Annotated in this window: 20 protein-coding genes; 10 read left to right on the forward strand and 10 right to left on the reverse strand. The window is 42.6% G+C overall.

Annotated features, from left to right (window positions below):
- Nucleotides 1-4: 4 nt before the first annotated feature.
- From RMZ42_RS11610 to RMZ42_RS11625, 4 genes are all read right to left on the reverse strand, one after another.
- Nucleotides 5-796 carry a YdcF family protein gene (locus RMZ42_RS11610; protein ID WP_322671579.1) on the reverse strand — a complete coding sequence of 264 codons (792 nt, stop codon included), beginning with the start codon at nt 794-796 and terminating at the stop codon, nt 5-7.
- Nucleotides 797-942: 146 nt separating this feature from the next.
- Entirely contained in the window at nt 943-1,449 is a 507-nt protein-coding gene (locus tag RMZ42_RS11615) for a hypothetical protein (protein WP_322671580.1), read from the reverse strand.
- Between the two features lie 131 nt (nt 1,450-1,580).
- Nucleotides 1,581-3,110, reverse strand: coding sequence for an AAA family ATPase (locus tag RMZ42_RS11620; protein ID WP_322671581.1), 1,530 nt, complete (start codon nt 3,108-3,110; stop codon nt 1,581-1,583).
- Nucleotides 3,111-3,286: 176 nt separating this feature from the next.
- Nucleotides 3,287-4,162, reverse strand: a complete 876-nt coding sequence (locus RMZ42_RS11625) for a hypothetical protein (protein ID WP_322671582.1) — start codon at nt 4,160-4,162, stop codon at nt 3,287-3,289.
- 767 nt (nt 4,163-4,929) lie between these two features.
- Between RMZ42_RS11625 and RMZ42_RS11630 the strand changes: the two genes are divergently transcribed.
- The 3 genes from RMZ42_RS11630 to RMZ42_RS11640 all read left to right on the forward strand — a co-directional run bounded on the left by RMZ42_RS11630 (nt 4,930) and on the right by RMZ42_RS11640 (nt 9,058).
- Entirely contained in the window at nt 4,930-5,496 is a 567-nt protein-coding gene (locus RMZ42_RS11630; protein WP_322671583.1) for a hypothetical protein, read from the forward strand.
- A gap of 143 nt (nt 5,497-5,639) precedes the next feature.
- Complete coding sequence (locus RMZ42_RS11635; RefSeq protein WP_322671584.1) at nt 5,640-5,849, forward strand: hypothetical protein; 210 nt, start codon at nt 5,640-5,642, stop codon at nt 5,847-5,849.
- Nucleotides 5,850-6,082: 233 nt separating this feature from the next.
- Complete coding sequence (locus RMZ42_RS11640) at nt 6,083-9,058, forward strand: CHAT domain-containing tetratricopeptide repeat protein (RefSeq protein WP_322671585.1); 2,976 nt, start codon at nt 6,083-6,085, stop codon at nt 9,056-9,058.
- Nucleotides 9,059-9,955: 897 nt separating this feature from the next.
- On the opposite strand, the gene RMZ42_RS11645 is transcribed toward RMZ42_RS11640, so the two are convergent.
- Both RMZ42_RS11645 and RMZ42_RS11650 read right to left on the reverse strand, forming a co-directional pair.
- Nucleotides 9,956-10,573, reverse strand: a complete 618-nt coding sequence (locus RMZ42_RS11645) for a 50S ribosomal protein L25/general stress protein Ctc (protein ID WP_322671586.1) — start codon at nt 10,571-10,573, stop codon at nt 9,956-9,958.
- A gap of 179 nt (nt 10,574-10,752) precedes the next feature.
- Entirely contained in the window at nt 10,753-12,096 is a 1,344-nt protein-coding gene (locus tag RMZ42_RS11650) for an adenylosuccinate synthase (RefSeq protein WP_322671587.1), read from the reverse strand.
- A gap of 490 nt (nt 12,097-12,586) precedes the next feature.
- On the opposite strand from RMZ42_RS11650, the gene RMZ42_RS11655 reads away from it, so the two are divergent.
- The 3 genes from RMZ42_RS11655 to RMZ42_RS11665 are packed head-to-tail and all read left to right on the forward strand — an operon-like array spanning nt 12,587 to nt 14,886.
- Nucleotides 12,587-13,345 carry an ATP-binding cassette domain-containing protein gene (locus RMZ42_RS11655; protein ID WP_322671704.1) on the forward strand — a complete coding sequence of 253 codons (759 nt, stop codon included), beginning with the start codon at nt 12,587-12,589 and terminating at the stop codon, nt 13,343-13,345.
- Nucleotides 13,342-13,974: an ABC transporter permease gene (locus RMZ42_RS11660; protein ID WP_322671588.1), complete on the forward strand. Its 633-nt coding sequence runs from the start codon at nt 13,342-13,344 to the stop codon at nt 13,972-13,974. Before RMZ42_RS11655 ends, RMZ42_RS11660 begins: the two co-directional genes overlap by 4 nt.
- A 3-nt stretch (nt 13,975-13,977) precedes the next feature.
- A complete protein-coding gene (locus tag RMZ42_RS11665) occupies nt 13,978-14,886 on the forward strand; it encodes a glycine betaine ABC transporter substrate-binding protein (RefSeq protein WP_322671589.1) in 909 nt (302 codons plus the stop codon).
- Between the two features lie 167 nt (nt 14,887-15,053).
- Here RMZ42_RS11665 and RMZ42_RS11670 read toward each other — a convergent pair whose 3' ends face one another.
- From RMZ42_RS11670 to RMZ42_RS11685, 4 genes are all read right to left on the reverse strand, one after another.
- Nucleotides 15,054-15,512 (reverse strand): cupin domain-containing protein, encoded by a 459-nt coding sequence (locus RMZ42_RS11670; RefSeq protein WP_322671590.1) that lies wholly within the window; start codon nt 15,510-15,512, stop codon nt 15,054-15,056.
- Between the two features lie 55 nt (nt 15,513-15,567).
- Nucleotides 15,568-17,964, reverse strand: a complete 2,397-nt coding sequence (locus tag RMZ42_RS11675) for a glycoside hydrolase family 15 protein (protein ID WP_322671591.1) — start codon at nt 17,962-17,964, stop codon at nt 15,568-15,570.
- Between the two features lie 73 nt (nt 17,965-18,037).
- Nucleotides 18,038-18,976, reverse strand: coding sequence for a cation diffusion facilitator family transporter (locus tag RMZ42_RS11680; protein ID WP_322671592.1), 939 nt, complete (start codon nt 18,974-18,976; stop codon nt 18,038-18,040).
- 143 nt (nt 18,977-19,119) lie between these two features.
- Nucleotides 19,120-19,932, reverse strand: coding sequence for an SDR family oxidoreductase (locus RMZ42_RS11685; protein WP_322671593.1), 813 nt, complete (start codon nt 19,930-19,932; stop codon nt 19,120-19,122).
- Between the two features lie 766 nt (nt 19,933-20,698).
- Here RMZ42_RS11685 and RMZ42_RS11690 point away from each other — a divergent pair.
- From RMZ42_RS11690 to RMZ42_RS11705, 4 genes are read left to right on the forward strand one after another with little or no spacing between them, the layout of a single operon-like run.
- Entirely contained in the window at nt 20,699-21,193 is a 495-nt protein-coding gene (locus RMZ42_RS11690) for a DUF2231 domain-containing protein (RefSeq protein ID WP_322671594.1), read from the forward strand.
- A complete protein-coding gene (locus tag RMZ42_RS11695) occupies nt 21,190-21,795 on the forward strand; it encodes a DUF2231 domain-containing protein (protein WP_322671595.1) in 606 nt (201 codons plus the stop codon). The genes RMZ42_RS11690 and RMZ42_RS11695 overlap by 4 nt, the downstream gene beginning before the upstream one ends.
- A gap of 32 nt (nt 21,796-21,827) precedes the next feature.
- Nucleotides 21,828-22,751, forward strand: coding sequence for a cytochrome c oxidase subunit II (locus tag RMZ42_RS11700; RefSeq protein ID WP_322671596.1), 924 nt, complete (start codon nt 21,828-21,830; stop codon nt 22,749-22,751).
- Nucleotides 22,741-24,396 carry a cytochrome c oxidase subunit I gene (locus tag RMZ42_RS11705; protein WP_322671597.1) on the forward strand — a complete coding sequence of 552 codons (1,656 nt, stop codon included), beginning with the start codon at nt 22,741-22,743 and terminating at the stop codon, nt 24,394-24,396. Before RMZ42_RS11700 ends, RMZ42_RS11705 begins: the two co-directional genes overlap by 11 nt.
- The last annotated feature ends 163 nt before the right edge of the window (nt 24,397-24,559 follow it).

Genomic DNA, 24,559 nt, shown 5'->3' on the forward strand with positions numbered 1-24,559 from the left:
TTAATTAAAGCCAACCGCGTAAGCGATAAACTAAAGAACCAATATACTCTTTTAAAGCGATGGTAAATTGGTGTAAGTTATCAGTATCAGGTAATAAATTTAGTATGGCGGCTTTGGGAGTACTACCGAGTTCTTGCAACTCACCCTCACTAACTAGAAAGTCAGTAGGTGCAGGAATAGCATTGATTCCTTGACGCTGGAAAATCTGAAGCGATCGCGGCATATGCATTGCCGAAGTAACTAATAATACCTGACGAATGCCACGAGATGACAAAATTTTTTGGACATTTACAGCATTTTGATAAGTATTGAGAGAGTCCGGTTCTTGGACAATCGCCTCAGATGGAATACCAATAGATGTAAGTATTGTTGCCATATCTGCCGACTCTGGCGAACCACTTCCACGCCAATCAATGCGACCGCCGCTCAGAATGATTATAGGCGCTTTTTTCTGACGATACAGTTGTGCGGCGTAGATGACGCGATCGCCTGCTTCACTTAAATCGACAGTAGGTCTTGGGAAAAAAGCTGATTTAGTTGCGCCACCCAAAACCACAATTGCTTCTGCATTAGGTATTTGGGCGGGTGGAAGATTTTGCCATTCTAGCGATCGCACTAATGATTTAGCGATCCAAGCATTGCTAGAAAATAGCAATAAAATTAGGGAAAAAGCAATTGCGATCGCCGCAGTCCGGGGTCGTTTCCACAAAGTCACTAATGCTACTACCAAGCTTACGCAGGCTAATCCTAGTGGATAAAAAAATAGTGGCAGTAATTTGGATAGATATAAAAACATATTATTAGGGCATGGGGCATGGGGAATAGGGCATGGGGCATGGGGAATAGGAGATGAGGAAGTGATGAAGAAAAACTATTGATTATCGATCAATGCCCAATGCCCAATGCCCAATCCCCAATCCCCAATCCCCAATCCCCAAATTATTACCTTTCCCAAAACTTGTAATTGAAACTACTTCCAGGAGTGCGACGGTAACGGCGACCGGCTCTTCTGATTTGCCGTTTGTTGATCCTTTCATTCGTTGGTTCAACTTCAACCTCTTCTGATTCTTCAACTTGCAACTGAGTTCTAGTTTCTTCCTTACTTCCCCACCAAGCAGTAATCCAGCCTCCACCTAAAGCACCTAATCCACCAAGCAAGATACTCATAGGTGCTGGATAGCCTAAATATACAAAACCTAGCATGAAAAATAACCAGTATTTCAATCCTGCATCAACACCATCAGAGGAGGCTACATTTGGTGCTTGGGGGCTATTATCAGTTACATTAGCGATCCAGCTTAAGATGAAACCGCCCATGATTCCTAAGAAGATGCTTAGGGCTGGTGCGGAGCCAGTCATTATTAATATAAATGTTAAAAATGCCCCAAATAATAGTTGAGAAAAGAAGCTGGGAGAAATACTGAATAAGTCGTTCTTTTTGTCTGCCATAAAATAAAAAACTTATTTAACAAATTACTAATGACGCTCGATAGCAAAGCCTTAGCGACGTAGGAGCGTCTGACTCTAACGTAATTCCTAATTTTCGATTCAATTACGAATTACGAATTACGAATTACAAATTATTTTAATTGTGCCTGTTGTGGTTCAGTTGTATCCCAAATCTTTACATAAGGTTGTTCCTCTTCAGTGAAAGGTTCAGCTTGTTTGATTTGTGAAGCTAATAAATCGGCGGTGGCATCAGCAATATCACCAGTGCGATTGTTCAAACGCTCTTTTAGAACTTCAAGTGGTGCTGTGCATTGGATAATCTGAAGGGGAAGTTGATGTTTTGTAGCTTGGGCGATCGCTTCTTGGCGTAACTGCTGTTTATCATACTTGGCATCCAAAATTACCGAAAAACCTTGTTTAGCCAGGATAATTCCCAATTCTAACAGCCGTGTGTAAGTTTTCTCGGTCATCTCTGGTGTATATAAATCGTTGCCACCCCGTTCCCACAACGGAATTCCCCCTAGATGCTTCCGCACCGCATCAGAACGCAGGTGAATCGCTTTCTGTTGAAGGGCTAAATGTCTTGCTGTGGTACTTTTACCAGAACCCGACAACCCCGACATCAAAATTAGTTGTCCCTGCTTGGGTTTAGTGTATTCCCAAGCTTGTTTGTAATAATCAGTGGCGGTTTTTGTCGCTTCTTCCTTCACCGTTGCGGGTACACTCGGATCGTCTAGTAAAAATGATGTCACCTTCGCCCGGACATAAGCCTGACGGCTTAAATACAAGGGCAACACCTCTAAGCCTTCCCAGTCTCCAGTTTGCTCTATATAAACATTCAAAAACGCATTACCCAAGTCTTGACGCTGGCCAGCTTCCAAATCCATCACAGTGAACGCCACATCGTACATCACATCGACAAAGCGAAACGATTCATTAAATTCAATGCAATCGAACAACAAGATTTTATCGTGCCACTGGGCAATATTTCTCAGGTGTAAATCCCCATGACATTCACGAATATAACCGTTGTGAATTCTGCTAGCAAATAATTCTGGACGTTCGGCAAAAAATTTATCTGTATATTGCTTTGTTTCTGTAAATTGCGCCTGAGTCTGGGGGCCACCAATATACTTCTCAGTTTGCTGATAATTCTCATCAAAGGCAGCCCGGATATTTGGCACTTCGCCAAAAGTGCGAATGTAATCATTCGTCTGTGCTTGGGCATGATATTGAGCAACCACTCGTCCCAACTCATTTAGAAGTGTCTCACTTAACTTACCTTCTTCAAAAAGGATACTTAGTAGCGACTCTTGAGGAAACTGACGCATCTTCAGCGCATATTCTACAGCTTTGCTCGTTCCCCCTAACTGGTATTGCTCCCCTACTAAAGTTATGGGCAAAACTTCTAAATATAATTCACCAGCACCGCGTTGATTTAACCGTAACTCTTCCTGACAAAAATGCTGCCGCTTATCTAAGGTAGAAAAATCTAAAAAGCCAAAATTCACAGGTTTTTTCAGTTTATAGGCGTAATCCCCAGTTAACAGCACATAAGAAGCGTGGGTTTGAACTAGTTGAATAGGTTCTGTTACCTTATGGGGATAAAATCCCGGCTGCAACATTTGCTCGATAAAAGCTGGAAGAGTCGCTTCTGTCATCTCTTTGCTCTGCGGGTTCAAATACAAAAAAACCAGGAGTTTCCCCCTGGCTATCATCAAAAATTATTACACAGTTTACCAATTGAGTGCTGATAAGCTAATGCGCTATTTTCTGTGAAGACTGTCATTAGTCATCGGTCATTGGTCAATTGAGAATGGTGCAAGATATCAGCATATCAAGGAGAACTCGTTTTAGAAGCTTCTGGACTGCGAATGATGATATGTCCCTTCTCACTTTCTTGAATAGCTAACACAGATGGAATCTCGCCAGATTTTGCGTTTGAGGGTAATGCTCGAAACAAATAAATCCAGCCGCCACGTTCTAGGAGTAAGCGCCAGACTCGCGGCTGCTGTGGATTGCTGATGTCATTATCTTCTCTGCCTCGCAAGTCGTCGAATAGACCGCGATCGCCAATAATGCGATAACCTTTCAAAGATGGATCTGCAAATATATCATCAAGTTTGCGTCCCACAGCAAACTTTTCTTCAGGTGTAATTAAAGCTACAACAGGTAAGGTGGAGTTTTGACCAGCGTCTCGTCGTGCATCTGCGATGCCTTGCCAACGAGCTAACCAAAATATCACAATTAATACCCAGGATACTATGACTATCTCATTGACTAGCGATCGCAGAAATTCCACTGAGCGCAGTTGTCCAGAACTAAATTCAGCCAGAGATTTTAGCCGTTTAGCTGTCCATGAGCGTTTGTGTTGGGTTGCAGAGATGATGCGACTCAATAGTAGTTGGCTTGCAGAGACTACAGTCTCACTAACGATTTTAATTAACCATAAAGTTGCCTGAATAGCGATCGCAGCGACAAAAAAAGCGATCGCACTTTTGCAGATTGTCCAACCATCTCCGAGAAATATTTGCAGGGGAACTATCAAAAAAGACTGTGCGGGTAAGTCGAGGGTATTGACTTCTAGCTGAAAAAAGTAGAAATATGACCAACGGTAAATCCAGCCTGCAAAGAAAAGCGCCGCACCCAGTAAGCCAAGTACACTTGTGAATTTACCTAAAATATTGGTTTCCTGGTTAGGGGTTTGGGTCATACGAAAAATAGGGGAGATGAGAGAAACAATATAGCGTTTCTCATTTGTGTGCAAATACACTCTGACCTCTCTCCAAACCTCTCTCCTCTTAGGAGAGAGGCTTTGAATTTTACTTCCCAACGCTAGTAGGGAAGCGGGGTGGTTTCATACAAGCAGAGAAAAACTAAAACTGGGTTTCAAAGCCTCTCCCCCCGTGGGGGCTTCTGTGTACACACATCTTGGTAATGAAGCGCAAACCTCGGATTTACCCCCCTTAATCCCCCGATGCATTGGGGGGAGATTAAAGATCCGGTTCCCTCCCCTTTGCAAGGGGAGGGTTAGGGTGGGGTAAAAGTGACGCAAAAACCCAGATGAGTAAGCTATTTCAGACTTGTGTGTACACTGTAGCCCGATGCCTTGGGGGAAATATCCGGTTCCCGGTTCTCCCCCAAGGCATCGGGGAGTTAGAGGGGGTGAGAAGGACTTGTGTATACACGGTAGCCGTGGGGGAGAGGAATAGAAGTGAGGGAAAAAGCCTGGACACTAAACGAGAAATCAAGACTTATGTATTTTTCTTTTTTCGTATGAAACCACCCTGCCCAACGCTAGTAGGGAAGGGGTTAGGGGTTAGGTCTATATTGCACAACTACAAACTGTTACAGGTAAATAATCAGTTTGTTTTAGTGATTTTACGGAAATTTAATATACGCCTCTGAAGTTTAATGAGAAAGTTAAATCTAGTCAAATACACTGTTAAAGCCATGAAAGCTTTTTTCCAAAGATCGGTTGTGGCAATCTTAGTAATGGCAGCAGCACTAGCAGGGAACATCCAAACTGTAATTAGCAAGGATGTCACAACGGAAAATTTCTTTTTAGCACAGACACCAGTCAAAGCAGATGAATTAGAACTTCCAGTGGCCTTACCAGAGTTAGCAGAAGTCATCCTAAAAGCAGGTGGGTCAAACAGTGGTCGAGTAATCGGAATTGATGCACAGACAGAAGCACTATCAATTCAGCGTAGTGGCAAAACTGCCACAATTCCCCTGAGCAAAATTCAAAAAGTAGTCTTCAAGAATGGGGCGTTAGCTTACAGAAGCAATGGGCGGCAAATTATCCGGGGTGAGCGAGACCGTCCCACAGGTCAGCTTGTAACTTGGAATGGTATACCCCTAAATACTTTTACCGTAAAAAATCCTACTCAGGGTCAAGCGGTGGTGAAACTTAAACCACCTGTAGTTTCCACAGCACAGTTGCTGGGTATTCAGTCAGTGGCTAGAAATCGACAATATGTGGTGAATGAAATCCAGTTCAATTCGCAACAAAGAACGATTAACATTCTGGCAAACCCTTATTGATTCGTGAATTATTTTAGCTGTACGCTTCTATAGCATATTTGTGTCTACTCAACGTAAATCCCTAATTTAGGCTTTTGCTGATGTTGATAACAAAAACTTCGATGCTAGCAACAAATGTTTGAACATTTATTGCAAATGCTTTGGTGCTGGCAACAAATGTTCAAGCAGTTGCAACAACTATTCAAATGCTTGCAACAAATGTTCAAGTAGTTGTAACAAGTATTCAAACATCTCTAACAAATGTTCAAGTAGTTGTAACAAGTATTCAAATATCTATAACAAAGGTTCAAGTAGTTGCAACAAATATTCAAGCGTTTGCAACAAACGTTCAAACATTTCCAACAAATGCTTAAACATTTGCAAGAAATGTCCGAACGTTTATAACAAATGCTCCGATGTCGGCAATAAATGTTTCAACCTTTATAGGACTTACGCAAAGTTAAGGTATTTTTGTTCTTGCGATCGCTCCGCTTGCTCTTAGCGTTCCTGTAAAGTAACAATCCCAGACTTGACCAAATACTTTTGATGTTACTAACGACAACTTTTGCTAACACCCAATTAAAAACAGCTACCTCTGCGCTATTCTATGAAAAAAATTCTCACCAGTTTTTTGGCTGTGGGCTTTTATCTAACGCCTTTAACAGTGATGCTGATGGCTCAACCCACCTGGGGACAGACTCAAAACTCGCGATCGCAAGAAGCAGAAAGACTGCTAGAGCAAGCAGCACAACTGACACAGCAACAGGAATATCAACGGGCAATACAAATATTTCAGCAGGGTTTAACCATTGCACGAGAACTGAAAGACCAAAAACGTGAAGCAACTGCACTGGTAGGGCTTGGGTTTAACTACTCCGCTTTAGGAGAAAATCAGAAAGCACTGGAACTTTATAACCAAGCTTTGCCCCTTAGGCGGGCTGTGGGCGATCGCTCTGGTGAAGCCACTACACTCAATAACATCGGTGGAGTCTATGGCGATTTAGGAGAAAAGCAGAAAGCACTGGAATTTTACAACCAAGCTTTGCCCCTTATTCGGGCTGTGGGCGATCGCACTGGTGAAGCTGCTACTCTCAATAACATCGGTGCAGTCTACTCCGCTTTAGGAGAAAATCAGAAAGCACTGGAACTTTATAACCAAGCTTTGCCCCTTAGGCGGGCTGTGGGCGATCGCTCTGGTGAAGCCACTACACTCAATAACATCGGTGGAGTCTATGGCGATTTAGGAGAAAAGCAGAAAGCACTGGAATTTTACAACCAAGCTTTGCCCCTTATTCGGGCTGTGGGCGATCGCACTGGTGAAGCTACTACTCTCTATAACATCGGTCTAGTCTACGGCGATTTTGGAGAAAAGCAGAAAGCACTGGAATTTTACAACCAAGCTTTGCCCCTTATTCGGGCTGTGGGCGATCGCACTGGTGAAGCTGCTACTCTCAATAACATCGGTGCAGTCTACTCCGCTTTAGGAGAAAATCAGAAAGCACTGGAACTTTACAACCAAGCTTTGCCCCTTAGGCGGGCTGTGGGCGATCGCACTGGTGAAGCTACTACTCTCAATGGCATCGGTCTAGTCTACTCCGCTTTAGGAGAAAATCAGAAAGCACTGGAATTTTACAACCAAGCTTTGCCCCTTAAGCGGGCTGTGAGCGATCGCACTGGTGAAGCTACTACTCTCAATAACATCGGTGGAGTCTACTTTGCTTTAGGAGAAAAGCAGAAAGCACTGGAATTTTACAACCAAGCTTTGCCCCTTAAGCGGGCTGTGGGCGATCGCGCAGGTGAAGCTACTATTCTCAGCAACATCGGTGGAGTCTACTCCGCTTTAGGAGAAAATCAGAAAGCACTGGAACTTTACAACCAAGCTTTGCCCCTTAGGCGGGCTGTGGGCGATCGCACTGGTGAAGCTACTACTCTCAATAACATCGGTCTAGTCTACTACGCTTTAGGAGAAAAGCAGAAAGCACTGGAATTTTACAACCAAGCTTTGCCCCTTTGGCGGGCTGTGAGCGATCGCGCTGGTGAAGCTATCACCTTGGGTAATATTGGTAAACTCTTCCAAAGTACAAATCGACCAACTGAAGCCATTACTAATTTAGAGCAATCTCTCCAAATCAGCTTAGAAATGCGCCGGGGTTTACAACGGGAAAATCGCCAAAAGTTTTTACAGCAGAACGGTGGAAGTGCAATTGCTACTGTTTTAGTCGATGTCCTCATTAATCAAAAAAAATACGCTCAAGCTTTTGAATGGGTTAACCTATTCACCACAGCCGACCTTGCTGATTATACTCGCCTCATTAATGCCAAGGTTGCCAACCCAGAAGCACAGAAAGCTCTTGATAACTGGAGTAAAAAAAATCAACAATTGGAATCCTTGCGACAAAAACTGCAAAGCGATCTCTCCCAAAGTCTCCCCGAACAAATTAGGCAATTAGAAGCACAAGTTTACTCAGAAGCCGAAAATATCTCTCGCCGTTTTCCTGAAGTAGCAGAACTATTTGAAACTACACCCGCAGATATTAAAAACCTGACATCCTCCATACCCGCAGGAACGGTTGTAGTTCAACCTGTCTTGTTGACTAATGTCACAGATATGCCTAATAACGTCGCAATTTTTATTTTCACAAAAGGCGAGTTGAGCGTTATAAAAAAATCTATTGACCCTACTGAATTTAATAAACTTCTCACCCAATACTTGAAAGAAATACAAGATGAAAGTAATTCTAACTACCGTGAAACTGGCGGCAAACTTTATGATATTCTTATTCGTCCTATAGAAGACAAAATTAAAGCTTTATCCCCCAAAGAACTAAGTATTATCGCTACTGGTCAACTGCGCCATCTACCTTTTGAAACTCTTTCCGACAGTAAAACCAACCAATTTCTAATCGAGAAATATCCTGTCAACTATCTGACTCGCATTTCCAATAATTCCCTAAAATCTCCAGGTGTGCAAAATGCCGTACCCCCCAAACTACAAGCTGTTTTAGCATTTGGTAATCCAGTACCCAGTGACCCACAAAATCTCCCAGGTGCAGAGGCAGAAGTCAGAAGTATTAAGGAAATACTGCCAGACAGTGAAGTTTATATCCACAATGAAGCTACCCTAGAAAAGTTTAGATCCCAAGCATTGCGCTTTGACTTTTTGCATTTAGCAACTCATGGCTGTTTCAAAACCGAAGATTGCAAAAAAGTCAAGTTAAAAAATAATACATTACTATTTGCTGACAAACCCTTAGACATTGCCAATGCTGCTCTTTTAGGGCTACAAGGCACACAACTGATTACTCTTAGTGCCTGTCAAACTGCTGTAGACACTAATTTGAATGATGCTAGCACAGGACTTGCAGGAGTTGCTTATATATTTGAGCGTGCTGGTGCTAAAGCTGTGATGGCAAGTTTATGGGCGGTTGATGATGAAGCGACTCAGCAATTGATGATTCAATTTTATCAAAACCTCAAGCAAGGTATGACCAAAGGAGAAGCTTTGCAACAAGCTAAGTTGAAGCTAATTAAAGACCATCCTTATTATTGGTCGCCATTTGTCTTGATTGGTGATGCACGTTAAAGTAATTCGTAATTAAGTGCGTTAGAGGATGTTTGAAAAGTTTTCTTCTCGGTAACAAAACCTTCTAGATCCCCCTAAATCCCCCGATAAATTGGGGGACTTTGATTCCGGTTCCCCCCTTAAAAAGGGGGGCTAGGGGGGATCGGTTAGTGCCTAAAATCACAGCCAACCACTTTTCAAACAACCTCTTAGGCTAAAGCCATAAACTGCGTAGATTGGGTTGAATGTTGAATTGGTATTATAGCCGTAGTCACATAGGTTAACGTGAATTCGACGGATCTAAAAAACCCCACTTCCAAACCTCTCCCCTGCAGGGAGAGAGGCTTTGAAACCATAATTTTCTCGTTGTCAACTAAGAATATTTCTGCCCCTTTCCGCGCCGGAGAGGGGTTGGGGAGAGGTTCATCGAACTGACGTTAGGTTAGGACATAATGACAAGCGTGAATGCTAGGAATAATAATAGTTCTACCTCCTGCCTCCAGCAAGACTGCCTTCTGCCTGCTGCTATACTTCTGTCATATCATGTCGTCGAATCGACCATAATAAAAACACCCCACCCCCAACCCCTCCCCGCAAGCCTACGGTGTACACACAAGTCACATTACCCCCCTTAATCCCCCCTTGTAAAGGGGGGAAACAGGAGAATCTAGTTCCCTCCCCTTTACAAGGGGAGGGTTAGGGTGGGGTAAAACCTTGAGTTTTTCAGCTATTTCAGACTTGTGTGTACACCGTAGCCCCGCAAGCGGGGAGGGGAGACAAAGCGTAGCGTTGGCGGGGTGGGGTTCCGAGGGAATTAAGGGTAATTTAGCGGAGATGATATCATCTCTTTGCTCTGCGGGTTCAAATACAAAAAAACCAGGAGTTTCCCCCTGGCTATCATCAAAAATTATTACACACTTACGTAGCTTCAGAGGTTGTTTCACTCCCTGCCTCAGCTTCATCCTCAGCAGCAGCGCTGATTTGCGGCTGCGAGACGCTAACTACAACTCGCTCCGTATCGCCAAGAACTGTAACACCTTGAGGCAAGACTAGCTCATGAATACGCAAGCTGTCTCCGATTTGCAGGTTAGAGACATCAATTTCAATTATTTCCGGGATGTTTTCTGGCGCACAGCTGACTTGCAATTCAGTGATAACAGTGTCTAAAAAACCACCTTCTTGTTTAACACCAACAGCAGTTCCCACAAAACGCAGCGGTACTTCAACAGTGGTGTCGCCGTGACCGGCAACTGCAAAGAAGCTGAGGTGGTAAGGCGTACCTTTTGCGGGGTGAATTTGAAGTTCCCGCAGCAAGGTTTTGCCACGCCAAGGTGCATCAGCAACATTCAACTCAATCAAGGTATTGTTGACGGAAGCTCTTTTGAGCAAACGCTCAACAGTTTTGGCCTCAATGGTCAAAGAAATAGATTCTGTGCCCTTATGACCATACAAATTGGCAGGTATCAATCCAGCGCGGCGCAAAGCTCTTGGCTTGCTGCCTTCTGGACGTTTTTGAGATTCGACTGTAATAGCCATAGAAGTTGTCCTTTGTCAGTTGTCAGTTGTCAGTTGTCCTTTGTCCTTTGTCATTAGTCATTTGCTAATGAACCTTCGGTTTCGCCAGTTGCTCATGGGGGAAACCCCCTTGGCGCTAGCCTCTCCCTTTGGGAGAAGACCGCACTGGCTCACCAATAACAAATGACTAATGACTAAATTTACGCACTAAGTAGGGTAGCAGGTGTACCGTCGGGGTGCAATAAAGCGCGTTTGGGCCCGTGGATCGGGTCTTCTACGATTATGGTTTGATCGCGGCTGGCTCCTAATGAGACGATCGCGATCGGAACTTCCATCAATTCGGCTAAGAATTTCAGATAATCCAATGCTGCTTGTGGTAAGTCTTCTAGGGTGCGGCAGTGAGTTGTTGACACTTTCCACCCCGGTAAGGTTTTGTAGATGGGGCGACATCTAGCAAATTGACGAGAACTGGTGGGGAAGTGTTCGCTGCGTTGGCCATCTATGTCATAAGCGACACAAACTTGGATCTCCTCTAATTCATCGAGCACATCTAGTTTGGTCAGCGCCATACAATCCATACCGTTAATCCGCACGGCATAGCGACCGATAACGGCATCAAACCAGCCACAGCGCCGTTTGCGTCCGGTGGTTGTACCAAATTCGGCACCGCGATCGCACAACAATTCTCCCAATTCTCCATCTAATTCAGTGGGAAATGGCCCCTCTCCGACACGGGTTGTATAGGCTTTTGACACCCCAATTACCCGGTCAATCATTGTCGGCCCTACCCCAGTACCAACGCAAGCCCCACCCGCCACTGGGTTAGAGGAGGTGACATAAGGATAAGTTCCGTGATCTAAGTCTAGGAGCGTACCTTGTGCGCCTTCAAACAAAATATTGCGTCGTCGCCAAATTGCATCGGATATTTTCAACGATGTATCAACAACGTGAGGTCGCAAGCGTTCTGCATACCCCAAATACTGCTCAATTACCTCTTGTGGATCTAGAGGCGGCAAGTTGTAAAGCTTTTCTAAAATGACGTTTTTATAATTAATCGTCCACTCCAGCTGCTCGCGTAGCCCATCCGGGTCCATTAAGTCTAAAACCCGAATCCCTGTACGTTCAGATTTGTCAGCATAAGTCGGCCCAATGCCCCGACCTGTTGTGCCGATCTTATGGCTTCCCCGTCGTTCTTCAGATGCCTGGTCAATCAATCGATGATAAGGCATCGTTACGTGGGCTGTCTCAGATATCAGCAGGTGGTCAGTGGAAATATTTAACTCTTTTAGTTGGTCGAGTTCTGCGATCAAAATCTGTGGATCGATCACTGTTCCACAGCCGATAATGCAATCGGTATTTGGATACAAAATCCCAGAGGGAATCAAATGCAGTTTAAAGGTCTGACCTTTAACTACAATCGTGTGTCCAGCATTGACACCCCCTTGGTAACGCACCACAACATCTGCGGAACGGCTGAGTAAGTCAGTTATTTTACCTTTTCCTTCATCGCCCCATTGGGCACCTATGACAATGACGTTAGCCAAGAGCTTAAATTAAGAAGTAAAGTTTCCACAAACTATTATTATTAACATATTGCGTGAATCATGTCAACCAAAATCTATTTTGAGCGCGAATACTGAGATTACACAACAGAAACAACTAGAAGCTCAACTTCTGCGATCGCAACACTGTTTAAACATTATTTAAGCTGTTCCACACTTTTTAAATCATATATGGTCGTGTTGGCTGTTGAGTGTTAACTCTTGACTGTTAACTGTCAGCAGTCAAAAAACCTCACTCCTTCACTATGCAAGAAATATGTGTTTTAGCTTATCAAAAACGAGAAAGTGATTTTTTCCTTACTTATGGGCATTAGTCGGTAAGCTGGGAAAATCTACACCCCCGAAAGCTTTAGGTAATCCCTACTTTGGAGAAAATAACTACTCAGACTAATTTTAGGAAAAGCAAATGGGCGTTAGCACGCTAGCAAAATCAGCACATAATACAATAGCTAGCGTCCCCCAAAAGTCACTCATGCCGCAAAATAGTCAAACCGCCATCGAATTCCGCGATGTTACTTTTAGCCGCAATCATCGCCCATTGGTGTCAAATCTCAATTTCACTATTCGCCAAGGAGAAGCACTGGTATTACTTGGGCGCAGTGGTAGCGGCAAAACCACGACAATGAAGTTAATTAATCGCCTATTTACACCTACACAAGGCGAAGTTTTATTTGATGGCATTCCCACAACTCAATGGGATGAAATTAAACTGCGGCGAAAAATTGGTTACGTTATTCAAGAAATTGGTTTATTTCCCCATTTCACTGTCGAACGCAATGTTGGTTTAGTCCCATCTTTAGAAGGGTGGCAACCAAAACAAATTAAAATGCGAGTTTATGAACTGTTGCAATTGGTAGGCTTAGAACCAGCACAATTCGCCACACGTTACCCGCACGAACTTTCGGGAGGACAAAGGCAAAGAGTTGGTGTAGCCAGGTCTTTAGCAGCAGATCCGCCAGTGTTGTTGATGGATGAACCCTTTGGCGCACTCGATCCGATTACGCGCCTCGAACTGCAACAAGAGTTTCGGCATTTGCAGCAAGAGTTAGGTAAAACAGTTGTTTTCGTCACCCATGATATTCAAGAAGCCTTTGTGTTGGCATCGAGAATTGGTTTAATGTATGGCGGAGAATTGATAGTATTGGGGACGAAAGATGAATTTATGCGATCGCAACACCCAGAAAGCCTCGCCTTTCTGCAATGTCTGCGTTCCCTGCAAGATACTTTATGAAAAATTTCTTCCTGGTTAAGTATGCCCCAGAAATTCTTCAGCATACTCTAGAACACCTATTTTTAGTAGGCATCGCCATTGGAATTGCCATCATTGTAGGCATTCCATTAGGTATTTTAATTACACGTAAAACCTTTCTTCGTCAACCAATTCTCGGCATAGCAAATATTTTCCAAACTATTCCCAGTTTGGCACTGTTTGGTTTACTCATTCCTGTTCCCATAATTGGCGGCATTGGTGCAGTACCAGCAATTGTTGCCCTGACTGTATATTCCTTGCTGCCGATAATTCGTAACACTTACACAGGTATTACTGGCGTAGATCCAGCGATTCGAGAAGCTGGGAGAGGTATGGGAATGACGGATAGACAATTATTGTTGCAAGTTGAGATTCCTTTAGCACTGGGAGTCATTTTAGCAGGAGTGCGAGTCGCAACAGTTATTGCCATTGGTATTGCAACTATTGCAGCGGCTATTGGTGCAGGTGGTTTAGGAGTATTTATTTTTCGCGGCATATCAGTAGTGAATAATCAGTTAATTTTAGCTGGTGCAGTTCCAGCGGCGGCAATTGCATTACTAGCTGACTTCGCAATTGGTTTGATGGAGAATAAATTGAAAATTAAAAGTTAAGTAATGAAAAGATTTTTGGCATTGTGCTTTTTAACTTTTGCTTTGTTACTGGTAATCGCTGGCTGCACGGGAAATATCAATAGTAATAACGATGCTAATATAGTTGTTGCTTCCAAAGATTTTACCGAACAAGATATTTTAGGTGAATTGTTAGCGCAGCAAATCGAGGCAACAACTAAGTTAAAAGTAGCTCGTCGTCCCCGTTTAGGTGGTTCATTTGTTTGTCATAACGCTATTAAGGCTGGCATAATTGATGCTTATATTGAGTATACAGGCACAGCTCTGACTGCAATTTTAAAGCAAAAACCAGTTAATAACTCCAAAGAAGTTTACGAAATAATCAAACAAATATACGCCCAGCAATTCAATCTGGAAGTGATGCCTAGCTTGGGTTTTGAAAATACTTTTGCGATGATTATTCGGGCTGAAGATGCTAAACTCAACAATATTCAAACTCTCTCCCAAGCTACTCAATATACACCACAGTGGCGTGGCGGTTTCGGTTACGAATTTTTAGAAAGAGAAGATGGTTTTCCAGGATTAGCAAAAACTTACGATTTACGTTTTGCTAAACCACCCCAAATTATGGACTTGGGTTTAATATATCGTGCTTTGATTCAAAAACAAGTGGATATGGTGGCAGGAAATTCCACTGATGGGCAAATTTCTCGCTTGGGTTTATTTGTACTCAAGGATGATAAACATTATTTTCCACCTTACGAAACTGTGCCAATTGTCCGACAAGAAACCTTAAAAAAATATCCACAATTAAGAACAGCGATCGCACAACTAGCTGGAAAGATTTCAGCAGATGAAATGCGGCAATTAAACTATTTAGTTGAAGGGGAATTACGTGATGTTAAAGATGTTGTCCAGGAGTTTCGGAAATCGAAGGGGTTAAATAATTCGTAATTCGTAATTAAGGATAGGCTTTACCCCACCCTAACCCTCCCCTTATAAAGGGGAGCCACTGCGTTGGACGGGTTTCCCGGCTTGAAGCAAGTGGCGTGAGGGAACTAGATTTCCTCTGGGTGAGGAGCAAGTTTTGGGCAGTGAGTGAAGCCACTATACTAACTTATTTACCTAAATCGACAAGATTGGTTTACAGTCGGAGTCTCTTCAAATTGCACCATTATTAAAACAGCTGGCGCATCGCCTACTGTTCCAGATAAGTGACCTTTATGACCTTGCGCGTCTGTTTTCGTACCTCGATCTTCTCCAAAGGAAATTTCGCCTTCCCCCATCTCGACTCGCTGACCGTCCATAGTCTCCACAAACCAGCGTCCTGACAAAGGTATAATCCACTGGGGTTTTGGGTTTTCATGCCAGTTACCAACCCATCCCACAGGTAGCACAGTAAAGCTGATTGTAGCACCGGACTGCTTCAAATTAGAAAGCCACTGCGGTGAGGTATCCGGGGCTATGCCTTTTTCCATAAAGTCTTCAATTTGACAACGGGATTGATGACTTATACCGTCGTTATCAGTCCAGACGTGCCAGTATTCAATTGTTGGTTTGGATGATGAGTTATTCTGCATAATAATGGCTCTTTTCGATCCGAAATGTATTGAAAGGCAAATTAGAAATTAGGAATTACGAAATTCTAACCGTATAATTGTGTCCTTCCCATTTGCTGCTTTCAATCCAGAAAAAGGTAAAGTTAATTGATTGTTGCTGATTATCAGAAATAGAAATATCTACAAAATTCACTCCTAACTTTGTAGAAGTAGAAAGCATATCTTGTGTAGTTTGCCAATCATCATCTGACCAGTGCAATTGAAAAGATGCTAAAGCGTCAATTCGCAATGTCTGACCTTTTTTTACTTGGCTGATTTGTCGGTTAAACTTCCAAATTTCCAATGATTTACACTGCTTTCTTTCGCCTAGATAGCGATTTGCCACTTCTGGAATAAAATCAAACACCTGTCCGTCATCAGTTGACCGTAGCAGCTTGATATACTCTGCGTGTGCCCACATTAAAGGCATCGCTGAACCTGTTGGTTTTCCTAAAAACATATAGATATCAGGGATATCTGCTTCATCCCAAACCTGTTCTGGTAGCAAACAAGTATCTGAAGCAAATCCTTCCATCGCCTTAATATATGTTTTGACATCCCCACCAGCAGCTAGTTCATAATGTCCTCGTTCTCCTGCCAAGAGAGGCCAAGCGCGTCCCTTACCCCAACTAGTATAAGGACTTCCGTCTTCTTGCTGGCCGTAGCCGTCGTGGTTGTAACGATGCCAACAAGGGCCAACGGGTGTATCTACTTTTAAAACTGCATCAATTACTTTGACAGAATCAACAATAATCGGGTCATCAGGTTTGCGAATTCCATAACGTACTAATTGGAGAAATCCGCCATCAACAATTTCCTTGGCGGGAAATTCTGCTGGTTCACCAGGTGGCTGACTGCTGATGAAAACAGTTCCTTGGTTAGGATTTTCTTCGGCTTGAGAATTATTAATATCTGAAGGAGTAATTCGGATATAATGCCGTTTGATCCCAGGAACTAAAGTTCCTTCAGTAGTAACTGTCCAAGCTTCAATGTGACATTCTAAAAAATCTGCGTATTCTTCTATAAACTTTGCTGTTGCTTCATCTCCACGTTGACGAACAAATTGAGCAGCACAAATTAAGGCGGCAATATTGGATGCTAGTGTTGATGGTGAATAACCGCTATTTTCTTCCCAGCGTTCTTGTTGAGTAACCGGGCCGTTACGAATTAAATAACCCGCCGCCCGCAGAACCATTGGATAAATATCGAATTTTAAACAAGTCTTCTGCTGGTGCAATAGCCATGCTAGAAGAATCGGAAATGCCACTTCATCTAGTTGAATACCTTTCCAGTAAGGTTCGCCATCAACCCAGAAATTTTGAGCAAAACCGCCATCTTCCTGCTGGCTGGTTGCAAGATAAATTAGCGATCGCACTGCTGTTTCTGTTTCACCAGCAGCCACTAAACCTGATACACTGCTAACCATATCCCGCGTCCAGACAAGGTGATATCCTCCTTGGTCTTGGTCGTTTTTGGCTTCACCCCAAGGGATAGCCAGGGATGCAATCAACGCACCGGGATAAATTTTATCTTCATGTGCTAACAACAAACTAATGCTGTTGTGATACAACTTTCCATCATTGCATGAAACATATTCTAGCGGTCGGATATTGCGGCGCGATCGCTTCCACTGTTCGTTGTATTGCTGCTTCTGCTGTTCAAAAGAAATATTGAGCGACTGAAATAGTGTAGAAATTGCATTATGCAAGTTTGTACCAAACGCCAGTCCTAAAGTAAATTCTTTAGTACTATCTAAATTTAGTTTTCCAGTCAAAGCCAGATTGCCATCTACAGCATTATCAAACTCCCAATCCATCTGGAAATTATCAGCTAAATCTGTCCAACCATCACTTTCACCAACGTAACCACAAGAAAGGCGGCTAAAGGGAACTGTTGCACCCAGCGCTAGCCATGTTCCTTGTTTCTCGGCGATCAAAATCCGATGTCCAGCAACCTCTACAGCGTAACCATTATTACCCATACCTTCAACATCCAGATGCGGCGCACACAAAGCATATAAATGGAGTTGGGAAATAAAATCGCTCTCTCCTGTTAGTGTAGTGTGCTGTAAGATGCAGGGGAAATGTGGGTCGGCAATCACTTCTTTGATTACGGCATAACGTCCTTGGGGATCGGAATTAGTAATGCGGTATCCTAAACCATGAGTCCACATCGGTTCCACTTTGGATTCGAGATGGCGTTTCTCTTCGTGGAAAAAGCTTTTCCCATCAGAAATTAGATACTGCAAATCCCGAATTTGAGGTTTGTCTACTGTGGGATGGTAGATTTCAGTGACAATACCGTTCCAAAGAGTAAACCAAATGTTACTAGAGGTAGAGTAGGCTGTTCCGACTCCATCTTTATTAGCATGAGTCCATCGAGGCTCAATACCTGGTGAGCCAAAAGCTTTTGCTCGATCAATAATCTTTACCATACTGCATTGTTGTGCCAATAAGCTTTGAGTACATTGAGAAAATACTGTGTTTGATATTTATGCGATTAAAAATTTATTGAGAAGTTGGCGAAAATTTACGAGCGGCAGTTAAGGATTTTGCTTCAATAAAAATTTGTTTGATTTCAGGATGCTTTTGGCGAATTTTTACTTCTAAATTTTCTACAGTTAAAGCTATTTCCTCACCTGTAAGATTTTTAGAAAATTGGATTTCTAAGTTCAGTAATACTTCTTTGGGAGCAAGCTGCATTGTTAGCACCCGGATAACTTCTTGCACTCCTGGTTCTGTTTTGGATAAAGACCGGATATTGGCTATAGTTTGAGGGTCGGCACTTTCACCAACTAATAATCCTTTGCTTTCTCTCGCTAATACCACTGCTACTATAGCTAAGATAATGCCAATAATAATCGAAGCAATGCCATCCAAATAAACATTATTAAATAAATGTCCTAAGAAGATTCCGATTAAGGCCACGAATAAGCCTAAAATTGCCGCCGAATCCTCAAATAAGACTGTAAATACTGTGGGATCTTTACTGTTTTTGATTGCTTGCCAGAAATTTTGTTTACCCTTAGTCGGCAAAAATTCTTTTAAAGCTACAGTCCAAGAAAACCCCTCCAATAATATTGCAATACCTAATACAATATAATTCCACATTGGGTTTTCTAAAGGGCTGGGATGAATTAAATGAGTGATTCCTTCATAAATTGACATCCCGCCGCCAAGGGCAAAGATGAGGATAGCAACGATAAAAGTCCAAAAATAAAGTTCTAGACCGTAACCAAAGGGATGGCGATCGTCTGCTGGCTTTTGGCTTCTGCGAATTCCCAGCAAAAGTACTAGTTGATCGCCAGTATCTACCACCGAATGAATCCCTTCAGATATCATGGCGGAACTGCCAGTAATGGAGGCGGCGATAAATTTAGTAATAGCGATCGCTAAGTTAGCGCCCATCGCTGCAAATATAGTTTTATGAGATGAATCAGATGCCATGAGAGTCAATAATAATTATGCAGAAACTTCTAATTCACCATTGGGTTTGTTCGACATTGTGCCAAAACGTCTCCTACAGCCAAATTTAATTCCTTGATTGCGATCAAACCAGGGTTAACACTAACTTTTGTAGGCATTATCAATTAACCATTGTCTGCAAAACCTGGATACAAGGTCATACCACCGTCTACAAATAGAGTTGTACCATAGACATAATCTGAGTCATCCGAAGCTAACCAAACCGCTGCTTTAGCGATATCTTCTACATCACCCACACGTTTTGCTGGAATCAGTTTTAATAATTTTGCTTCTGCTTCTGGAGTATCCCAAGCTGATTTATTAATGGGGGTTTTGATTGCACCAGGCGCAATACTATTAACGCGAATTTTATGGGGTGCAAGTTCTTGAGCAATACTTTGCATCATCATATTTATACCGCCCTTACTCGCAGCATAATTAACATGACCCGCCCAAGGAATTACTTGATGTACTGAACTTATACAAATAATCTTACCTGCGGCAGATGAAATATCGGGCTGTATACCTCGGCGTAAGAATTCTTTTGCAGCTTCCCTAGCACATAAGAATTGTCCTGTCAGATTCACCTCAATAACTCTATTCCATTGATCGAGGGTCATATCTACAAACGGTGAATCTTTTTGAAGACCTGCATTGTTTATCAAAATGTCAATAGTGCCGAATCGCTCGATTGTTTGGCTAAACATCGCCTTTATTTCGTCTTCTTTGCTAACATCAGCTTGAATAGCAAATGCTTCACCATTAGCCCCTTTGATGTCATCAACAAGTTTTTGGGCTGATTCAGCTTCCGAACGATAATTGACGACTACTGCTGCACCCGATAAAGCTAAATAGCGAGCGATCGCTTGACCAATACCAGAACTAGCACCCGTCACAAGTGCTTTTTGACCTTTGAGCAGGTAAGGGGAATAACTCATAATGCTTTCGATATTTTTAAGACTTGTATTCGTTGTGAATATCTCAATATTTGCAAGACCTTCATGATATTTTTGCTTTTTGCGCGTAGTATTACCCTGACAATTTTAATTTTTAAGTCAGAAAATTATGGATTAAAAAAGTTTTGCTTTTTTAATGATTTTAAAAACCTTTAGTATTTTTCTAATCTATCTAGAGAAAGATAAACAGCATATTTTTTACTAAAAAATATTGAAATCCTTTGTCATTTCTGTGACAATAGTATGTTTTTATTTTTAAGATTTGTAAAAATGTGATTTTCAAGCTTATATCAATCTCAATAAAGATTTATGGTATATTCAAAGCAAGTTTGATTATTGATTAAAGTAAATTTTTTAGTTAATCAGAGAACTATATAAGACATTAAATATTTTTCTTTACGCGCCTCTCAAGGGTCTGATTAGATTGGCTATTAGCAATCCCATCTAATCAAAAAGAAAATTTTTGTTTTTTGGAAATACTAATCAAGATATGATATCAATCAGAAATGTAGTTGTTTTAGTGAGTTTTTACCTTTGGAGAAAATAATTACTGAAAAAGAGTAATTATGTATTTTTATTTCAAAAGCTACTTGAAAAATTATTGCAGTGTATCGGAAATTCTCAATGTTTTTTAATTGGTCGATCTGTGACGTTAGCACAGTATTCTGGAAAATATGAATGGTACGTTAAGCGGATGGCAATTCCATGCAACGCATATATATATATTTGACCTATGAAGGAGAAAGCGATGCCTGCTCTGTCTCTGAATAACCAAAATTTACCATACCCTGACCCTCTACATCCGATCGTTGTTCACTTCGTAATTGCGATGGTGCTTTTTTCTTTCGTGTGCGATCTGCTGGGTTATTTTACCCGTAACGTGCGGTTGTTTGAGGTGAGTTTCTGGAATATGTTTGTGGCCTCAGCAGCTATCTTTATAGCGGTGATTCTTGGTCAGTTTGAAGCAGGTCTGGCGAACATCTACCCAGCAGTGCAACCAACACTGAATTTTCATACGGTGATGGGTTGGTCGCTGGCGGCTATTGTTGTTGGCATTACAGCTTGGCGTTTCGTGATTCGCAAACGTACTCCACGGAAAGTACCGCCAGCTTACCTTGGTGTAGCAACGTTTTTAGTCTGCCTAGTGTGCTTGCAAGTCTATCTAGGAAGCAAGCTAGTTTGGGTGTATGGGTTACATATCGAGCCAGTCGTGCAAGGGATGAAGCAGGGAGTTGTGCCATGAACTGGCAATTGATTGACCAGTTGAGATTGAGGCTGAATGCTAACGGATTACCTTATGAGATTCCCATACATCCGCAATTTGTGCATCTAACATTGGGTTTATTCATTCTTGCGATTATTTTTGATATTGCGGGAGCGCTTTTTGCTTTAGAAAAACCAATATTCAAATTTTTGGGTTTGCCTACCCTCCGTTCTGGTTTTTTTGATGTCGGCTGGTATAACCTCATTGGAGCAGCTTTTATCACTTTTTTCACTGTTGCAGCTGGTTTTTTCGAGCTATTGCTAGCAAATCCACCAGTCGATCAAAAGAGCGTTTGGGGGTTAACTGCTGGTTGGACGATGCTTTTGCATGGTTTGGGTGGCATTTCATTGTTGGGGATCGTTGTTGCCATGACTGTATGGAGAGGTTTACAACGCTATCGCTGGCGCAAGGATGCTTCTAGGCAGGTGCAGTGGAGTTACTTATTAGCAGGTATTGCAATATTGGGCATCTTGTTTGTTCACGGAACTTTGGGGGCGCAATTGGGAGAAGAGTTTGGAATACACGTTACTGCTGCGAGGTTACTCCAAGAAGGTAGAAGCCCAAACTTACTACCCAAATAATCAAGCGGGAAGTACTCTTAGATGAAATTATTATGTTTAGTTCCTGGGAATATGTACTAATAGCGTTTTATGTCGCAGGACTGCTGATTGTCAGTCGGTGGATTGGACAACAGGCATTTTCTTGGATGCCTCCCCAGGCGACAGCAGAAGCACAACGGGTAGATGATTTATTTAGCTTTTTAGTCTCAATTGGAGCATTTATTTTGCTGGGGCTAGTTGGTGTTATCGTGTATGCGATCGCCTTTCATCGCGCCCGCCCAGAAGACTACAGCGAAGGACACCCTTCTAGAGGTAATGGGAAGTTAGAAATATTGTGGACAGCGACCCCAACTTTATTAGTAATATGGATTGCCTTCCAAAGCTTCAATATTTATCAGCAATTAAATATTCTGGGGTTAAACCAAATTGTGCATTTGCATACGCCCCTAGAATCTGCACCCGCCTATGCTGCAAAAGTTAGCGATGTCCCCAAACCTGCGTCTGAAACAATTGATGTTTTCGTTAGGCAATGGGATTGGTCTTTCCACTATCCAAATAATCTTATCAGTAAGGAATTGCACTTGCCGAGCGATCGCAGCACTCGCTTAAATATGCAAGCAGAGAAAGTAATCCACGGTTTCTACGTTCCTGAGTTTCGCTTAAAACAAGATATTGTTCCAGGGCGGAACATTGACATTGTGCTAACACCCATTCGCCCAGGTAAATATCGGCTGAAAGATTCTCAATTCAGTGGTACTTATTTTGCCTTGATGGAAGCAGATGTATACGTTGAATCCCTCGATCAGTATAATCAGTGGCTCGCGCAAACAGTCTCTAGCGAAAGTGGAAATGTTCCAAATCAGGCAGTTGCCGAAAATATTCAACCGCCAAAGACATTATTCAAAAGCGGCTGGTACACAGTCGCACCTGCTCAACCTGCTGTAGCCAATCAAAGGAAGATAAATAATGACACATGATTTGAGTGAAGCTATAGCCAACAATAGAGAACCTGAGAATAACTGGCGGGAATATTTCAGCTTCAGTACTGACCATAAGGTAATCGGTGTTCAGTACATGGTGATGACCTTCATTTTCTTTCTACTTGGCGGGCTGTTGGCGATGATTATCCGAGCTGAATTGCTCACCCCGGAAGCAAATTTAGTTGACCGCCCCCTGTACAATGGTTTATTCACCATGCACGGGACAATCATGATTTTCCTGTGGATTATTCCCTTCAATGCAGGTCTTGCTAACTTCCTAGTACCGCTGATGATTGGAGCGCGGGATATGGCTTTTCCCTTGCTCAACGCCATCTCTTTTTGGATTTTGCCACCAGCCGGTCTTTTACTACTGTCTAGCTTCTTACTACCAAGCGGGACTGCACAAGCTGGTTGGTGGTCTTATCCACCAGTTAGTCTGCAAGTTCCAGCCGGTCAGTTGATTAACGGTCAATTGATTTGGATAGTTAGCCTAGTATTAATCGGCATCTCTTCAATTATGGGGGCTGTCAATTTTGTTACCACTATCTTTTGGATGCGATCGCCAGGGATGACATTTTTTCGGATGCCGGTCTTTGTGTGGTCAGTTTTTAGCGCCCAGTTGTTGCAGCTGATTAATTTGCCTTCCTTGACGGGTGCATTGATACTGCTGTTGCTTGACCTCTCCTTCGGTACACAATTCTTTAAACCGGAAGGAAGTGGCGATCCGATCATTTACCAACATTTATTTTGGTTCTACTCTCATCCCGCAGTGTATATCATGGCGCTCCCAGCCTTCGGTATTATTGCGGAAGTTCTCCCAGCCTTTTCTCGCAATCCTTTATTTGGCTATCGGTCAGTTGCTCTTGCTTCTTTAGGTATTGCTGTAGTCAGCATCTTCGTTTGGGTGCATCACATGTTCACCAGTGCAACCCCTGGCTGGATGCGGATGACCTTCATGGCCACCTCGATGTTAGTTGCCATACCCACTGGTGTTAAAGCATTCGCTTGGACTGCCACAATCTGGAGAAGCAAGTTGCACCTAGAGACACCAATGCTGTTTGCGATGGGAGGTGCAGCGATGTTTATTTTTGGCGGTGTCACTGGTGTGATGCTTGCCGCTACGCCATTTGATATCCACGTCAATAATACTTACTTTGTCGTCGGTCACTTCCACTACATCGTTTTTAATACTATTACAATGGCAATCTTTGCCGGAATTTACTTCTGGTTTCCCAAAATAACTGGCAGGATGTACGCCGAAGGTTGGGGTAAACTGCATTTCTGGTTAACCTTTATTCCTGCCAATATCACCTTTTTCTCGATGCATCCGTTAGGTTTGCAAGGAATGCTACGCCGAATTTCCTCCTACGATCCTCAGTATCAGGGATGGAATGTTATTGCTAGCCTGGGATCGTTCTTACTGGGAGTATCTACGCTGCCCTTTATTGCTAACATTGTCGGTTCTTGGCTATATGGAGTCAGAGCAGTTAATAATCCCTGGCACGCTACGGGATTGGAATGGACAACTTCTTCACCACCTCCGCGAGATAACTTTGCAGAGATTCCTGTTGTCAACAGACCTCCTTACGACTATGGCGATCCAAAATATTCATTCGTGGAAAATTCTGATAATGGTGAGTAATTGCGTTTCTTTATAAAGCTGCGCTAAATTTTAGCTTTTTTTTTAACGCAAAGGTACGCAAAGGTTAGCGCAAAGGGACGCGGAGGTTTTTTAAAGATAATTCGCTATGTCCGAAAAATCAGATGGAACCTGAATTTATTAATTACGAATTACGAATTACGAA

This window comes from Nostoc sp. DedQUE05 (assembly GCF_034530955.1).
Classification (GTDB): domain Bacteria; phylum Cyanobacteriota; class Cyanobacteriia; order Cyanobacteriales; family Nostocaceae; genus Nostoc.

Bases quoted from the DNA above. Each gene is read 5' to 3' on its own strand.
- RMZ42_RS11610 (WP_322671579.1), bottom strand. From the start codon at position 796: ATGTTTTTATATCTATCCAAATTACTGCCACTATTTTTTTATCCACTA.
- RMZ42_RS11615 (WP_322671580.1), bottom strand. From the start codon at position 1,449: ATGGCAGACAAAAAGAACGACTTATTCAGTATTTCTCCCAGCTTCTTT.
- RMZ42_RS11620 (WP_322671581.1), bottom strand. From the start codon at position 3,110: ATGACAGAAGCGACTCTTCCAGCTTTTATCGAGCAAATGTTGCAGCCG.
- RMZ42_RS11625 (WP_322671582.1), bottom strand. From the start codon at position 4,162: ATGACCCAAACCCCTAACCAGGAAACCAATATTTTAGGTAAATTCACA.
- RMZ42_RS11640 (WP_322671585.1), top strand. From the start codon at position 6,083: ATGAAAAAAATTCTCACCAGTTTTTTGGCTGTGGGCTTTTATCTAACG.
- RMZ42_RS11645 (WP_322671586.1), bottom strand. From the start codon at position 10,573: ATGGCTATTACAGTCGAATCTCAAAAACGTCCAGAAGGCAGCAAGCCA.
- RMZ42_RS11655 (WP_322671704.1), top strand. From the start codon at position 12,587: ATGCCGCAAAATAGTCAAACCGCCATCGAATTCCGCGATGTTACTTTT.
- RMZ42_RS11660 (WP_322671588.1), top strand. From the start codon at position 13,342: ATGAAAAATTTCTTCCTGGTTAAGTATGCCCCAGAAATTCTTCAGCAT.
- RMZ42_RS11665 (WP_322671589.1), top strand. From the start codon at position 13,978: ATGAAAAGATTTTTGGCATTGTGCTTTTTAACTTTTGCTTTGTTACTG.
- RMZ42_RS11670 (WP_322671590.1), bottom strand. From the start codon at position 15,512: ATGCAGAATAACTCATCATCCAAACCAACAATTGAATACTGGCACGTC.
- RMZ42_RS11675 (WP_322671591.1), bottom strand. From the start codon at position 17,964: ATGGTAAAGATTATTGATCGAGCAAAAGCTTTTGGCTCACCAGGTATT.
- RMZ42_RS11680 (WP_322671592.1), bottom strand. From the start codon at position 18,976: ATGGCATCTGATTCATCTCATAAAACTATATTTGCAGCGATGGGCGCT.
- RMZ42_RS11685 (WP_322671593.1), bottom strand. From the start codon at position 19,932: ATGAGTTATTCCCCTTACCTGCTCAAAGGTCAAAAAGCACTTGTGACG.
- RMZ42_RS11690 (WP_322671594.1), top strand. From the start codon at position 20,699: ATGCCTGCTCTGTCTCTGAATAACCAAAATTTACCATACCCTGACCCT.
- RMZ42_RS11695 (WP_322671595.1), top strand. From the start codon at position 21,190: ATGAACTGGCAATTGATTGACCAGTTGAGATTGAGGCTGAATGCTAAC.
- RMZ42_RS11700 (WP_322671596.1), top strand. From the start codon at position 21,828: ATGTTTAGTTCCTGGGAATATGTACTAATAGCGTTTTATGTCGCAGGA.
- RMZ42_RS11705 (WP_322671597.1), top strand. From the start codon at position 22,741: ATGACACATGATTTGAGTGAAGCTATAGCCAACAATAGAGAACCTGAG.